This is a genomic window from Varibaculum sp. GTC20041, assembly GCF_055387755.1.
The window spans coordinates 1,322,075-1,335,900 of the sequence record NZ_AP041144.1 but is presented as its reverse complement, the minus strand read 5'-3'; the positions used below and the strand labels follow the sequence as shown (position 1 = coordinate 1,335,900).

The following is a 13,826-nucleotide window of genomic DNA, read 5'->3' as shown; positions in this document are numbered from 1 at the left end:
CAACAACTTCCACCCTAGCGCTAACCCGCGTCAAGGGAAGCGGGTAAGGTTAAGAGGGTTCCGCTGTGAGCGGCAAGTCACGAACTCAAGGAGGGTCATGCACGAAGTTGCGCTTTCGCGTCAACTTGCGCGGATAGTCTCGCGGAACGCAGATGGACGTGAGGTGCTAGAGGTCGAATTAGAGGTTGGACATTTACGACAGGTAGTACCCGAAGCTCTCCATTTCGCCTGGGGAGCGGTTCGTAAGAATACTTTGCGCGGTCCTGCCCGGCTCAATATCACCGAAATACCGGCGGTGGTGTCTTGCCGTAAATGCGAAGCAATCACCCAATTGCGGGAAGTGTTGGATTTTCGCTGCCAAGAATGCTCCTCGCGGGATCTGCAGATAATTAGTGGGGAAGAGTTTAGAGTGGTTTCTATTGAGGTAACACCCTTAGGGAAGGAATAAAATGGGACGTTTTCATCGCCACGATGATGGCACGGTACATTCACACGATCATGGGGATCATACCCACCATCACGATCATGGTGACTATGTAGCTGATCCGGAGGTAATCGGAGATCACTCGGGATATGACACCGAGAAGGAACGCATTGAAATCCTAGAAGATATTTATGCGGAAAATGATCACTTGGCAGAGCATAATCGCCAGGCGTTTGCAGAACACAACGTGAAAGTGGTTAATCTGATGAGTTCGCCCGGGTCGGGAAAAACCACTCTGCTGGAGCGCACCCTGGCTGAACTGCAAGGAAAAATGCGGATCGGAATTATTGAAGGCGATATCGAGACTCCTTTGGATGCCGATCGCCTCCGCGGTTATGGCGCTCAAATTTCCCTACTCAACACCGGCCAAGGCTTCGGGGGAGAATGCCACTTGGATGCCCCTATGGTGCATCACACTTTGGATGGTTTAGACCTCAGTCAGCTTGACCTGGTGATTATCGAAAATGTGGGCAACCTGGTGTGCCCGGCAGAGTTTGACGTGGGGGAGAACGCCAAAGCGATGGTGTTCTCTATTACCGAGGGCGAAGATAAGCCCCTAAAGTATCCGGTGATGTTCCGCTCGGTAGAGATCGTGGTGGTTAACAAGATGGATCTGGCGCCCTATCTTAACTTTGATATGGATCGCTTCCGCGGATACTTGAAGCAGGTCAACCCGGGGGTAAAAGTGGTGGAAGTTTCCGCCGAAAAAGGGCAGGGGATTGACGCCTGGGTTCAGTGGCTGCAGCAACTATGAATACGCTAATTATTTTTGCGTAATATCGGTGGACGTATTAGCTGGTTACCCTGATTTGTGGGCGGTGGCTAGATATAATGATTTCGACAGACGTTGTGGTCTAACTTAAATACCAGTGAGGAACCGGAAATGAGTTATGAGATAAAACCGTGGCGGGAGGGCACCCTCGCCGATAACCTCGCCAGTGCCGGGGTCAGCCGACGAGATTTCGTAAAATACTGTGCTGGCTTGGCAGCAATTTTTGCTGTGGGTACTCCCCAGATGGCGCATGCGGCTCCGGCCCAAAAAGCCGCCGAGGAGCTGGCCGATAAACTAGGGGCGATCACCAAACCCAATGTGGTGTGGCTCCAGCTCCAAGAATGTACCGGTTGTATGGAATCGGCTCTGCGTAGCGGGGGAACCACGGTAGAAGAAGTGGTACTGAACTTACTTTCGGTTAACTACAACGAGCTGCTGATGGCGGCCGCCGGTGAGGCTGCGGAAAAAGCTTTGGCTGAAACTAACGCCAAAAAGCATATCTTAGTGGTCAACGGTTCTATTCCCACTAAAGATGGTGGTATCTACTGCACCATAGGTGGCAAATCTGCAGAGCAGGTTTTGCGCGAATCTGCTGAGAACGCAGACATTATCTTGGCAGTGGGTGCCTGCGCCGTTTACGGTTCGGTGCAAGCTGCTAAGCCTAACCCCACCGGAGCAGTGGGGGTAGATGAAATTATTAAAGACAAAGCGGTTATCAACGTTTCTGGTTGTCCTCCGATTGGGGAAGTAATCACCGCCTCCCTAACCTATATTTTGACTCACGGCGAGCCTCCCGAAGTTGATTCCGAGGGACGTCCCCTCTTTGCCTATGGTCAGCGGATTCACGATTCTTGCCCGCGTCGTCCTCACTTCGATGCCGGCCAATTCGTGCGTACCTTTGACGATGCTGGCGCACGGGAGGGATGGTGCCTATACGATGTGGGCTGCAAAGGCCCCTCGACCTTTAGTCCCTGCCCGATAGTGCAATGGAATATGAAATCAGGGTGGCCGATTGGTGCCGGTCACCCCTGTATCGGCTGTACCGAGCGTGACTTTTTCGATCGTTTCTCACCGTTCTACCAAGTCTTGCCCAGTGTTCCGGGATTCGGAGTGGAAGCTACTGCCGAGAAGGTAGGATTGGGCTTTACCGGCGCAGTGGCGGCAGGAGTCGCCGTACATGCGGGAGTTACCGCTGCTAGAGCCGCAGCGGATCGAAAAGCCACCCGGAATTCTCCAATGGCGGCTTTTGGGGAAGCCACGGATGTTGATACCGAGCCGCCCTCAACGGAAGAAAACCCTAACGCAGAAGTTCCTGAGGCCACCGAAAAGAACAGTGAGGCGAAATAATGGCTGAAAAAGTAGTTATCGACCCGTTAACCCGCATCGAGGGACATCTGCGTATAGAGATGGAAACCGAAGGCGAGCAGATTAAAAAAGCCTGGAGCGTGAGCACCCAGTTCCGAGGAATTGAAACTATCGTTCAAAATCGCGATCCTCGGGATGTTTGGGCTTTCGTCCAACGTATTTGTGGGGTTTGTACCTCGGTTCACGCGATTGCTTCCATTACTGCAGTAGAGGACGCTATCGGTTCCAATCCCCCAGAAAATGCGCGGTTGATCCGCTCGTTAGTGTTAGGATCGCAAGAAATCCAGGATCACGTGATCCACTTCTATCACTTGCATGCTTTGGACTTCGTTAATGTCCCCAATGCCGCGAAAGCAGATCCAGCTAAAGCGCTGGAGTTCGCCCACTCGGTCGGTTCTAAATGGCGGGGCAATAACCTGAAACGCTTCACCGAAGTTCGGGACACGGTAAAGAAGATTTTGGATTCCGGGCAGCTGTCGGTGTTTACCGGCGGGTATTGGGATCACCCGGATTACCGCCTTCCTCCAGAAGCAGATTTGATGTGTGTGGCTCACTATCTGGACGCTTTGGAGTTCCAACGTTCCATGATTCGGATCAATACGGTATTCGGGGGCAAGAACCCGCACCCGAACTTCCTGGTAGGTGGCATGGCCTGCTCGATTGATCCGAAGTCCTCAGAATCCATAAACCAGGTGCAAATGGATCAAGTAAAAACCTGGGTTGAGGAGATTAATGAGTTTGTAAAGGATTGTTACTACCCGGATATTTTAGCCTTGGGCGGGGTATACAAAGACTACTTCGATATTGGTGCTACCCATCCAAACTACTTGGCAGTGGGACTGGCAGGATCGATGTTTGCGGGTGACCCGAATAAATCTCGTCTGTCCTCACCCCACACCGCCATTAAGCCGGGTGTGATATTCGACGATGACCTCACCAAGGTTCATCCTTTCGATCCTAACAAGATTGAAGAGTTTATTACTTCTGCTTGGTACCAGTACTCGGTGGGGGACAAGAAGGGACTTACTCCCGATAAGGGCGAGACCACGGTAAACTACACCGGGCCGAAGCCCCCATTCAAATGGCTAGGTGATCGCGATAAATACACTTGGTCAAAGGCTCCTCGCTATGAGGGTAAACCAATGCAGGTCGGACCGGTAGCACGGATGTTGTTGGCGTACGCCCAAGGTTACGCACCGGTTAAGAAGCTCCTTGACGGGGCGATCGCTACCTTAGGTATTACTCCCAAACAGATAAACTCTACGATGGGACGTACTTTTGCTCGGGCAGCGGAAGCGGTAGTCTCCGCAGATTTAATGCGCGAGGATTACAACGCCCTGGTTAACAACATCAAGAAAGGCGATATTGAGGTTTTTGATGCCAGTAAGTGGGATCCGAGTAGTTGGCCTACCCAGGCGCAAGGATACGCCTTTATCGAAGTTGCCCGCGGAGACCTATCGCACTGGGTATCGATTAAAGATGGCAAGGTAGAACGCTACCAAGCAGTAGTGCCTACTACCTGGTTGGCGGGAGGACGCGACGCCCAAGGAGTTACCGGCCCCTACGAAGAATCCCTGATGGGAACCGGAACTCATCCGCTGGTAGATCCGAAAGCGCCCCTGGAGCCCATGCGCACTATCCATTCCTATGATCCCTGTATGTCATGTGGGGTTCATATTCTCGATCCCGATGGCAATCTCCTGGGTGAGGCGGTGACGTCATGAACGACAAAGCGGGAACGCCAACTGTAGAAGTATCGAAGAAATCCTCTGACAAAGCTTTAGCGAAAGCGAATAAAGATCGCCAAATTGAGTTTTTCACTCAAGATAGCGCCAAAACCGAGGGGATTGAGGTTGGGGGCGGCTTCAGCTGTTCGGATATCTCCCTGCGCCGCCTGCTGGTAATGGCGGCAGTGTCTCCTAAAGGCAGCACCGATCCGGTCGATGTAGCGCTCAAAGAGTCACTGCGCTACCGGTTCCGCCATGGCGCACCTAATGTTGAGATTCCTGCCAAAAACTTTGATCCCCCGGTGGATCGCCGCTACTCGCTGGCACGCATCAACGATATGAAACGAACCAAGACCGGGGAGTCTCGTAATACCATCATTGCCCGAGGGGATCTCGAGTCAGTGATGAATGTCGCTGAAACCGAGCGATCGCTGCGAACCTTGCTCAGGAAGAACGCGCAGATGGCGGGGTCGCGCGGCTATCGCTGCCTGGGGGTGGCAACCGCCACCGTGGACGAAAACGGCAAGATTAGCCCCTTCACTATGGAAGGCTTCGTAAATGTGCGTCCGGTGGGTACCGGTTTGCGAGGCAGAGATCTTACTCCCACCAGCGAAGACTGGGTAAGGCTGAGTGTCTGGTCCGCTAGCTTGCGTTTCCTGCATTGGTTTAACGTTTTTCTGATAGTGACCCTTTCCGTAACTGGCTACTACATTATGGATCCGTTCTTTGGGGATACTTTCTTTCGGGGAATTGATCCCGGATTCCTCATGGGGATCATGCGTTTCATCCACTTCACAGCAGCATTTGCCTGGTTGGCTGTGGGAGCAGCCCGCGTCATTATCGCTTTCATCTCTAAAGATCGTTATATGAGGTGGGAAACTTTCTGGCCGTTTAAGAAGAAGCAAGACTGGATCAATTTTAAAGAGACCGTAGGTTTTTACCTCTTCCTACGGAAAGAAAGCTCGCTCTATGTGGCGCACAATCCGTTGCAGCAGATGGCCTACACCTCTATCTATGTCCTTGGGGCTTTCCAGATGCTTATCGGATTAGCACTGTATGCATTGCCGTACAAAAATACCAACCTTTTCTGGCAAATATTGGCTGCTCCCAACGACTGGCTGGGAATCCCGATGATGCGTTTTATCCACGCCATGATCATGTTTATGTTCTGGGGTTTCGTTATCGGGCATATCTATCTTGCTTTCCGGGCAGATTCTCTTGAGCGTCACGGCGGGATTTCTTCGATGATTTCTGGTGGGGTTTGGATGCGGCGTACCTCAAAGCCCTACGATGCCCCTGAACTGTAGATAGAAAGGAATAGATGTCAGCAGGTGACTTGAATCCTGCGGGGGGCTTTACCCCGCAGTTTCCTGCGAGTTTACCAGGGGAAACTCCCTTAGGTTCAAACAGCAGCGATAACTATTTACCCCTTCCGGACACCTCGCAGGCTGATGGTAGTGCCTGGGAAGGAAGCCGTTTTACCGTCTTGGCAGTGGGAAACCCGATCATGGGTGATGATGGCATAGGCTTAGAAATTCTAGCGGGATTACAAGCATTAGTGCCCCAACGCCCTGCTTGGAAGGCCGCGATGGCCAAGGGAGAGCTTTCACTGATAGAAGGCGGAACGAACGGTATGGAACTGGTTCCGGTAGTGCAAGAAGCCGAGCGGCTTTTGATCCTAGATTCAATAGCTCCGGGTAAGGGGCGCCATCCGGGACAGGCATTGCATATGAGTGGGGATCATGTGCCCCGTCTGCTTTCGATGAAGATGTCACCGCACCAGGTGGGACTGCTAGATGTGCTAAGCTCCGCACGTCTTACTGGAAAAGAACCAGATGTACTGGAAGTTGTGGGGGTAGTTAGCGAAAAGGTCGATCTACACTTAGGTTTAACCGCCACCGCAGCATCGGGAATAAAACCGGCGGTTGGTTATGCTGCCGAAATCCTAGACTCGTGGCTTAAATAGCTCCCCCGTGAGCGATTGGCTGCTTGCAATCGGCAGCCGTTTTTACTTGGTATAGTACGAGCGTTAGTTCTGATCCCACTCCACCCAGGAAATTTCAAACTCGCGGCCGTGAGTGAGATTGCCGGTAGGCATGCCGCATTCTGGGCAAAGCAGCGCGAAAAATTCGTCAATCTCTACATCTTTAGCACAGCCGGGGCAGAAAACACTAGCGGAAATAGGGTTGATCTCCAGCTCGGCAGTAGCACAAATGGTATTTTCGCGAGCTATTGGCCAGGAACCATACAGGGCTTCTGGAATGGCGCCGGACATAGTACCGACATTTAGCGCGACTTTTTCAACTCGGGTAACCTGATATTCAGCGTCAGCGGCTGCTTTTTCCACCGCCGCCACTACCGAAGTTAATAGCCCAAGTTCATGCATATATTTATTTTCTCAGGAGAGTAATGAAAATCAACCTAGATGAAATCATTGATCCGATGCAAGGACGGGTAGTGATAACCCCAGACTCACAAGGGAAGTCTCATGCCCATTTTGATCTGCAAGGGTTGCCGCGGATTGATGCAATGTTGGTGGGAAAATCTGCCCTGGAAGCATTGAAAATGACCGAGCATTTGTGCGGGATTTGCCCGGTAGCGCACCATTTGGCTGGAATCCGCGCCCTCGACGCCCTCAGTCGCAATAATGAAATATCCCCGGTAGCCGAGCTTACCCGCCGCCTATTACATTACGGATCGGTAGTGGAAACCCATTCGCTACGCTTCTTGCGCCAAGACCGCGATAGTGGGATTGCGTTAAAAAAAATTTCTAAGAAAATGCTGGTTGCGGCAGGGTCGCCAGGGCATTTCCCAATTACTGCCGTACCGGGCGGGGTCAGGAACTTGCCTAGTATCGAAAATTTAACAAAGCTGAAAGAAGAGCTCCCGGCAGCGCTAGCAAGCGCCAAAAAGCTATGCGAACTCGCTTTCAACCAGCAAGCCCATACCGAAGTATCCAGCCAATTTGCCGGGGCAGATTTGGCTCTGATTAACGAGGACGCAGATCCGGATATTTTTGGAAACAAGGTTCGGGCAGCGCGCGCCGGGTCGATCTGGAAAGAGTTTGACTTCGAGGAATGGAACCAGCAGGTAGCGGAAGAAAACCCGGGTGCGCCGGCACCGCGCCCCTATTTGAGCGCTTTGGGGCCAGTCCCGGGACGCTATCGGGTAGGCCCGGTCGCGCAACTTTCCGTGGGGGTTTTGCCCAGTGAGCTCGCCAGCAAGGCGCAAGAGCGCTGGTTAGCGGGTGGCCGCGATGCTGCTAGTGCGAGAGTCATCATTACTTTGCATGTCCTGGAAAAAACTGTCGAGCTAGTTTCTGAGCTATTACGCCTGCTTGAGTTAGGGGAATTGGAAGCGGGTCCGTCGGAGAAGCAGTTACGTTTTACAGAGGGAATTGCTACCGGGCTGGTTGATGGTCCGCGCGGACTGCTGGCTCATACTTACCGCAGCGATCCCCAGGGGATAATTACTGCCGCTACGATTCTCACCCCCACTGCACAAAACGAACCCTGGCTGGCAGATTTATTAACCCAGGCTATCGCTAAGGAAGATGCCGACAGGCAAGCGGCTCTAGAGCAATCAATTCGCGAGGCTGATCCCTGTTTACCGCTCAGCTCGGCGCCGGAGGGGCAAATGGGGCTGCAGGTTGATACCCAGCATTAGTAGCGAGGGGTATCCTAAAGTGAGAGATTCCAGTATCCCGGCAAGAAAGGACTAAGGCCATGTGTGTGGGAGTGCCCTGCAAAATCTTATCGATTGAGTCGGGCGTGATGCCGATGGGGCGTATCGATGTAGCTGGACAAGTCCAGGACGCTTGTATGGCCTATCTTCCCGAGGCGCGCGTGGGCGACTATGTCCTAATTCAAAATGGTTTTGCAATGAATCTTTTAACTGCCGAGGAAGCCCAAGAGTCCTTAGATACCTGGCGAGAGCTGGGGATGATCTCCTAGAAGCGCGTGCGGAGAGATGGAAGTATTCTTTTCGAAAGCGGATTATTTGTTAAACTCGGTAGCAAGCTCATAGATATTCGAAGGAGTTATCATGGCATGTTTTATTGTTCCTGCTGCTGAAGCAGCGGCAGTAACGGTAGCTAAGAAACAGATCGCAAGGAAAGCGCACAAAGGCGCCACCCCGGAAAGCACCGAACGTTCATTAAATCTAGTTCGCAAGCTGACCTGGCTAACCAACCTGCTATGGGGCGGAGCCTTGCTGCTGGCTTTTGAACACCTGTGGCATGGGGAAGTAATCCCTTATTTCCCCTTCCTATCGGCGCTCACGGAGCGTTCCACCACCCAGCAAATGCTATTTGAGATGGGTACCGTGGGGGTCGGGATGGCACTGCTGGTCACCGCAGTTTGGGGGATTGGACTCGCCCTGATTCGCGCCAGTGAACGACGCAGCAAAGTAGTTACCGAGAAGATCGACGCTTAAGGAAGTAAACCATGACTTTAGTGATTACACTTTTTGCGGCGATTGCCAGCACCGCCTGGTGGTATGCGCATGCCCCCCAGTCAAAGATGCGGGTAGACCTCCTCTGCTGGATGTACTGGGGCGCCTCCCTAATGTGGACAGTTGACCTAGCTGCTGAATATATCGAAGAGGGCGCAGAGGTGTTTTCACCCGCAGCCAGCGATATGCTCAACGATGCCTACCTGGGTCTGTTCGTGGTAGCACTGGCCGGCATTGTCTGGATCGGTTACCTTATCGTTAAGGATCCTCGCGGAGTCCGTACCCAGCTGCTGGCTCAACGAGAAACTGCTCTTGACCGGGATACCAGTGTCGACGCAAAAGATTTAGTGGCTTCTCGTTAAGGACAATAGCAGTTTTTCCACCAGGGAAAACTTGCTGAATAAATAAATAAAATTCCGAAGCTACGCGGGCAGATACTGAGAAAAGTATCTGCCCGCGCTTGTTATATCTGCAGTAGCTCATGAACAGGCACTAGCTCTAATAAACGCGGGGAGTTCATTTTTCCTCTCGCATTGGGTCGGGTCGTAAAAGCGCTCGGGGGCCCCGGTGATCCTCGCTGCGCTCGGCTCAAGTCCCCTCTCGCATCTTTTACGGCTCGACCCTTACGTAGGTGGCACCAGCGAGCGCGGGGGATAACTTTTATCCGAGTGGGTGCGGTGGGCATAAGAATTCGGAAAATGCCTGCGGTCTTTTTCCGAATTCTTGGGCGGGAGGAAAAAGTTATCCCCCGCGTATTCCGGGATTAGTCGCAAACTAGGCAGGGGAGACGGCTAACAGGCGAAAACCTTTCTTGGAGGCCAGGCGGCGGGTGGGGAACCCTTGCGCGCACAGCCACTTTTGCATCGAATCTGCGCCTAGATTCTTCCCCATAACTAAAATCGCTTCTCCACCCGGATTTAATAACGGCAACCAGGTGAGCAGTAGCTCTTGAAGTGGTTTTTTCCCGATCCGCACCGGGGGATTAGACCAGATCAGATCGAGTCCTCCGGCAGCTTTTGCGGCCGCGAAAATCTCCTCAGGCGAGCCTACCTGCAGGCAAACTCCTGCTCGCTGGGCATTCGTGCGGGTGAGATCTCGGGCGCGTTCACTGACGTCAACTGCTAGTACCTTCGCCTCAGGCCTGAAGATTCCCAAGCTGATTGCTAGCGGACCCCAGCCACAACCTAGATCCAAGAAAGTACCGGCTTCAGGTGGGTCAGGTGCTTCAGCTAATAGTACCGAGGTGGCTTTATCAAGCTGGCGAGCAGAAAACACTCCCTGCGCGCCCTCTAAGCTTAGTTTTTTGCCAGCCAAAATCACCTCGATATGGGTGCGTTCTGCCGCAAGTGCGGCGGGTTGATCCGTGAAATACTGTTCCATCACTTCTAGAGTATTATTTTTAGTTTCCTCGTGCGTGTAAGCCATAATATAGGGCTAAACCGATAGCCTAGCGATCTAGCCGGGACTACCGGTGGCAGGCCGTGAGCGAAGAGAATAGGAGGTGCGATTGACTAACGAGGTTAAGCAGATCGATAGCGTACTTGATCAATACGTCACCGCCTATGCCCGGATTGACCCTTTCAAAGCATCCGAGTGGGGAATCTCCGGATATGACGCTTTCTTGCCGGATTATTCGCCTCCGGGGATTTCTGAACGCTACAATCTGCGAAAAGACACTTTAGAGCGGGTGGCAAAGACCCCAAAGGGATCAGCTCGTGAGATCCGAGAAGCCCAGGGATTTACCCTTTGGGCACGCGCGGAACAAGAAAAGTTCGAATCTGGGTTTTTAACTTCCGAGATTAGCGGAACCAACTCGCCGATCCAGGTGTTTGCGGAAACGCTCAAACTAATGGATGTAAGCAGCGAGGCAGCGGTGGGTAATCTTACCCGCAGATTCCTGGCTCTTGACCAAGCGTTTACGGGACTAAAAACCACGATGAAAGAATCTCGAGATCGTGGCTGGACGTTCCCCCGGGAAGTCATGGAAATGGTATTGGGGCAGGCAACCATCCTGGCGAATCCAGAGCATGATATTTATGAATGTAAACGCGCGGAGATGAGCAATACCCGCCTGTCGCAAATGAGTAAGCGGGCATTTGAGCGGGGAGTTTCTACTGCTCAAGGCGTCTTTTCAGAGATTGCAGATTATTTGAAACAGGAAATTCTGCCGGCATGTTCGCCCATTGGTCCGATTGATCCGCACTCATATTTTATTTCCTTATCGGGCATAGGAGTCACTGAGCCCAATCCGGGTGAGCTTTTTGAAACAGCTAGTCAAGATTTGGCGCGCCTGCGGGCTTCCTGTGACCAGTTGCGGAGCGAGTTGGGGGATAAGCATGCCTATCGACTCTCTGATTTAGAAGTTGCAGATGGCTTTAACGTACTAACTTGGGCGATGGAAGATGCTTGGGAAGGTTTCCACTCCCAGGTGGATCCGGAACTATCCGAGCTGGTAAATCCCGAAACCTTTCCCTTGAAATGGGAAAATGATCCCCACGGTTGCCTAGTACATCCTTACTATTCCGCAGGTATCCGCCTGACAAAAAACAATCGGGTATTACCGCGCAAATGCGCTGCCAGCAGGGCTCCCTACTCCTATCAAGACACCGAGAACCCTACGGTTACTAGTGGTGAAGCCTTCGACTCTTTCCTAGAAATTGATAACCGCTACTTTGCGCTAGCTGCTCTGGAAAAGGGCATTCCTGGATCTCATCTCTACTCGCGAGCGCGTGAAGCTTTCGGCGCTAATCTGTTTACGCGGATAGCTGCACATTTGCCAGTATCCAATTTGGGTTGGGATCTTTTCGCCCTGGAAATGGCGCCGAAACTTTGGGATATCCCTAGTGAGATCAGTTTGCGAATCCAGGAGCGCCTTACGAGTTATGTAGCGCTGGCTCTAGCGGATCTGCAGTTATACGGAGCGCAAGGGGAAGGGAAAACTTGGGGACTACCGGAGGCTGTCGCATACCTCCGCGATACCGTATCGCTCCCCGGGAACCGGGTGCTGTTGCATCAACGATACCTAGGGGTTCCCGCGTTGAGTGTGGCTCCCTGGTACGGATGGCGGCGTTGGAAAGCGATTTATCAGCAATTCCTAGCCTCTGGGGGCACCGGTTTTGCGGATTTTGTGCGGAAAGTAGCCCCGGCCGGAGCAGTTCATTTTGAGGTACTCGCGGACGCAGCTTCCGACTAGACCAAGCAGTTACTGCCGCAGTCACCTGACTGAGTCAGGGATAGCGATTACTTGCCCGTAAAACCTTATGTTCGAGCTGTTTATGTTGCTCTCAGCGAAAAATAAGGATTATTTCTATTAATTTTGGAAAATCAAAAGCAATCTGCCCAAAATATCAATTAACAGTAATAAATTAGTATTATGAAAGCTAATCATTCCGGTTTTAGAAAGGCTAAGACTATGCGCAGTCGTTGGCTCCCCCTAACAGTCCTAGCAGTAACCATCCTAGCTGCTGGAGGTCTGACCGCTTGTAGTAACAACACCCCAGCAGATTCGGTTGATCGGATACTAATTAATGGCGAAGAGCCAGCTCGTGGACTAATCCCGGCAGCTGCCGATGACGAAGCCGGAATTAAGATTATTGATTTACTGTTTGCCGGTTTGGTCACCTATGACAAGCAGGGACAAGTGATAAACGATGTGGCTCAAGAAATTACAGATTCTTCCGACCATAAAACTTGGACCATTCAACTGAATACTGATCGTAAATTCTCTGATGGCACTCCGGTGTTGGCGAAGAATTTTGTGCGTGCCTGGAAGGCCTCAGCTGCGCAAAAATTGGGGGCGACCACTGCTTATGAAGCAATCGAGGGTGCTGAAGAAGATGGAACCGGTAACCTCAGTGGGGTCATGGCTAACGGTGACGACAAAATAACTATCAAGTTGAAACGTCCGGTGGCTGACTTTTCTAATCGCCTGGGGATCAATGGTTTTTATCCGCTCCCGGACAACGCTTTTGATAAACAAGGGAGAATTAAAAAAGAGTTTGGGCAAAAACCGGTGGGCAACGGTCCCTACACGCTTACTAATTGGGAGCCTTCCAGTCAGATACTACTGGATAAATCCACTACCTATCGCGGGCCGCGCGAGGCAAAAAACGCGGGACTGGAAGTTAAAATCTATGCCGATTTATCGGCTGCTTACCAGGATCTTTTAGCCGGGAATTTGGATGTGCTTGACCAAATCCCGGATGGCGAATTGCCTAATTCTAAAAAGGATTTGGGGAACAGACGGATCAGCGCGGTGCAAGCCGGGATGCAGACCTTAGATATTGACTACCAGACGAAACACTTCTCAGGTGAGGAAGGAAAACTGCGGCGCCGGGCAATATCGCAAGCTATTAATCGGGAAGAAATAATAAAAACTATTTTCTACGGCACCCGCAAGGCAGCCACTGATTTCATACCCCCGCAGATTTTGGGACATATCGAGCGGGGCACCGAAAGCAACAAGGTGCTGGAATTTGATGCTGCAGCTGCCAAACAAGCCTGGGAAGCTGCCGATAAGATCCATCCCTGGCAGGGAGAACTAAAAATTACCTATAACTCCAACGAATCTAATCAGCCGTGGGTAGATGCAATTTGTAACCAGTTGTCGAACGCTCTGGGGATTAAAGCAGTCGGTGATCCTAAACCGGATTTCAAAACTCTGATGGAAATGATGGATCAACATTCCTTTACCGGGCCTTTCCGGATGGGATGGTCAATGGGGTATCCCTCTCCAAATAACCTGCTCGCCGGACGCTACGTAAAAGGCGGTAATGGTAACAAAATGGGATATGACAATCCCGCGTACGCCGAGCTTTTGACGAGGGCGCAGGCGGCAGATACAGCTTCAGAGGCTAGAGAACTCTATCAACAGGCACAGACTCTGCTGCTAGCCGATCTGCCTTCGATACCGCTATGGTCTCCCAGCTCAAACATTGGATTTAGTCAACATGTGGGCAAGGTGACTACAGATTGGAAAGGTGAGGTAGCTTTTCATAAAGTTACTAGAAAATAACCATCTCGGAGG

At 51.8% G+C, this 13,826-nt stretch carries 14 protein-coding genes; 12 read left to right on the top strand and 2 right to left on the bottom strand.

The window, feature by feature from the left end; genetic code table 11:
* Positions 1–97 precede the first annotated feature (97 nt).
* From ACZ5BI_RS05650 to ACZ5BI_RS05625, 6 genes are all read left to right on the top strand, one after another.
* Positions 98–448 (top strand): hydrogenase maturation nickel metallochaperone HypA, encoded by a 351-nt coding sequence (locus tag ACZ5BI_RS05650; protein ID WP_278619493.1) that lies wholly within the window; start codon positions 98–100, stop codon positions 446–448.
* A gap of 1 nt (position 449) precedes the next feature.
* Complete coding sequence (hypB, locus tag ACZ5BI_RS05645) at positions 450–1,238, top strand: hydrogenase nickel incorporation protein HypB (RefSeq protein ID WP_316087310.1); 789 nt, start codon at positions 450–452, stop codon at positions 1,236–1,238.
* Positions 1,239–1,367: 129 nt separating this feature from the next.
* Positions 1,368–2,603: a hydrogenase small subunit gene (locus tag ACZ5BI_RS05640; RefSeq protein ID WP_316087311.1), complete on the top strand. Its 1,236-nt coding sequence runs from the start codon at positions 1,368–1,370 to the stop codon at positions 2,601–2,603.
* The gene (locus ACZ5BI_RS05635) at positions 2,603–4,345 is read left to right on the top strand and encodes a nickel-dependent hydrogenase large subunit (protein ID WP_316098542.1); all 1,743 of its coding nucleotides are present in this window, start codon (positions 2,603–2,605) and stop codon (positions 4,343–4,345) included. The genes ACZ5BI_RS05640 and ACZ5BI_RS05635 overlap by 1 nt, the downstream gene beginning before the upstream one ends.
* Positions 4,342–5,655: a Ni/Fe-hydrogenase, b-type cytochrome subunit gene (gene cybH, locus ACZ5BI_RS05630; RefSeq protein ID WP_316098541.1), complete on the top strand. Its 1,314-nt coding sequence runs from the start codon at positions 4,342–4,344 to the stop codon at positions 5,653–5,655. Before ACZ5BI_RS05635 ends, cybH begins: the two co-directional genes overlap by 4 nt.
* Positions 5,656–5,669: 14 nt before the next feature.
* Complete coding sequence (locus tag ACZ5BI_RS05625) at positions 5,670–6,314, top strand: hydrogenase maturation protease (protein WP_464895819.1); 645 nt, start codon at positions 5,670–5,672, stop codon at positions 6,312–6,314.
* Between the two features lie 63 nt (positions 6,315–6,377).
* Here ACZ5BI_RS05625 and ACZ5BI_RS05620 read toward each other — a convergent pair whose 3' ends face one another.
* Complete coding sequence (locus ACZ5BI_RS05620; RefSeq protein ID WP_316087031.1) at positions 6,378–6,734, bottom strand: hydrogenase maturation nickel metallochaperone HypA/HybF; 357 nt, start codon at positions 6,732–6,734, stop codon at positions 6,378–6,380.
* A gap of 23 nt (positions 6,735–6,757) precedes the next feature.
* On the opposite strand from ACZ5BI_RS05620, the gene ACZ5BI_RS05615 reads away from it, so the two are divergent.
* The 4 genes from ACZ5BI_RS05615 to ACZ5BI_RS05600 all read left to right on the top strand — a co-directional run bounded on the left by ACZ5BI_RS05615 (position 6,758) and on the right by ACZ5BI_RS05600 (position 9,162).
* Complete coding sequence (locus ACZ5BI_RS05615) at positions 6,758–8,014, top strand: nickel-dependent hydrogenase large subunit (RefSeq protein WP_316087030.1); 1,257 nt, start codon at positions 6,758–6,760, stop codon at positions 8,012–8,014.
* 59 nt (positions 8,015–8,073) lie between these two features.
* Positions 8,074–8,301, top strand: coding sequence for a HypC/HybG/HupF family hydrogenase formation chaperone (locus ACZ5BI_RS05610; RefSeq protein ID WP_022865062.1), 228 nt, complete (start codon positions 8,074–8,076; stop codon positions 8,299–8,301).
* A gap of 91 nt (positions 8,302–8,392) precedes the next feature.
* Positions 8,393–8,782, top strand: coding sequence for a hypothetical protein (locus ACZ5BI_RS05605; RefSeq protein ID WP_316087029.1), 390 nt, complete (start codon positions 8,393–8,395; stop codon positions 8,780–8,782).
* Between the two features lie 11 nt (positions 8,783–8,793).
* Entirely contained in the window at positions 8,794–9,162 is a 369-nt protein-coding gene (locus tag ACZ5BI_RS05600; RefSeq protein ID WP_412585148.1) for a hypothetical protein, read from the top strand.
* Positions 9,163–9,574: 412 nt separating this feature from the next.
* On the opposite strand, the gene ACZ5BI_RS05595 is transcribed toward ACZ5BI_RS05600, so the two are convergent.
* Entirely contained in the window at positions 9,575–10,225 is a 651-nt protein-coding gene (locus ACZ5BI_RS05595) for a class I SAM-dependent methyltransferase (RefSeq protein WP_464895818.1), read from the bottom strand.
* An 82-nt stretch (positions 10,226–10,307) separates the two neighbouring features.
* Between ACZ5BI_RS05595 and ACZ5BI_RS05590 the strand changes: the two genes are divergently transcribed.
* Together ACZ5BI_RS05590 and ACZ5BI_RS05585 are read left to right on the top strand one after the other, a co-directional pair.
* Positions 10,308–11,993, top strand: a complete 1,686-nt coding sequence (locus ACZ5BI_RS05590; protein ID WP_464895817.1) for a DUF885 family protein — start codon at positions 10,308–10,310, stop codon at positions 11,991–11,993.
* Positions 11,994–12,173: 180 nt separating this feature from the next.
* On the top strand, positions 12,174–13,814 hold the full coding sequence (locus ACZ5BI_RS05585; RefSeq protein WP_464895816.1) for a peptide ABC transporter substrate-binding protein: 1,641 nt from the start codon (positions 12,174–12,176) through the stop codon (positions 13,812–13,814).
* Positions 13,815–13,826: the final 12 nt, after the last annotated feature.

What these genes read in the sequence shown, in the direction of transcription:
- ACZ5BI_RS05650 (WP_278619493.1), top strand. Translation starts at nt 98, where the DNA reads ATGCACGAAGTTGCGCTTTCGCGTCAACTTGCGCGGATAGTCTCGCGG.
- hypB (WP_316087310.1), top strand. Translation starts at nt 450, where the DNA reads ATGGGACGTTTTCATCGCCACGATGATGGCACGGTACATTCACACGAT.
- ACZ5BI_RS05640 (WP_316087311.1), top strand. Translation starts at nt 1,368, where the DNA reads ATGAGTTATGAGATAAAACCGTGGCGGGAGGGCACCCTCGCCGATAAC.
- ACZ5BI_RS05635 (WP_316098542.1), top strand. Translation starts at nt 2,603, where the DNA reads ATGGCTGAAAAAGTAGTTATCGACCCGTTAACCCGCATCGAGGGACAT.
- cybH (WP_316098541.1), top strand. Translation starts at nt 4,342, where the DNA reads ATGAACGACAAAGCGGGAACGCCAACTGTAGAAGTATCGAAGAAATCC.
- ACZ5BI_RS05625 (WP_464895819.1), top strand. Translation starts at nt 5,670, where the DNA reads ATGTCAGCAGGTGACTTGAATCCTGCGGGGGGCTTTACCCCGCAGTTT.
- ACZ5BI_RS05620 (WP_316087031.1), bottom strand. Translation starts at nt 6,734, where the DNA reads ATGCATGAACTTGGGCTATTAACTTCGGTAGTGGCGGCGGTGGAAAAA.
- ACZ5BI_RS05615 (WP_316087030.1), top strand. Translation starts at nt 6,758, where the DNA reads ATGAAAATCAACCTAGATGAAATCATTGATCCGATGCAAGGACGGGTA.
- ACZ5BI_RS05610 (WP_022865062.1), top strand. Translation starts at nt 8,074, where the DNA reads ATGTGTGTGGGAGTGCCCTGCAAAATCTTATCGATTGAGTCGGGCGTG.
- ACZ5BI_RS05605 (WP_316087029.1), top strand. Translation starts at nt 8,393, where the DNA reads ATGGCATGTTTTATTGTTCCTGCTGCTGAAGCAGCGGCAGTAACGGTA.
- ACZ5BI_RS05600 (WP_412585148.1), top strand. Translation starts at nt 8,794, where the DNA reads ATGACTTTAGTGATTACACTTTTTGCGGCGATTGCCAGCACCGCCTGG.
- ACZ5BI_RS05595 (WP_464895818.1), bottom strand. Translation starts at nt 10,225, where the DNA reads ATGGCTTACACGCACGAGGAAACTAAAAATAATACTCTAGAAGTGATG.
- ACZ5BI_RS05585 (WP_464895816.1), top strand. Translation starts at nt 12,174, where the DNA reads ATGAAAGCTAATCATTCCGGTTTTAGAAAGGCTAAGACTATGCGCAGT.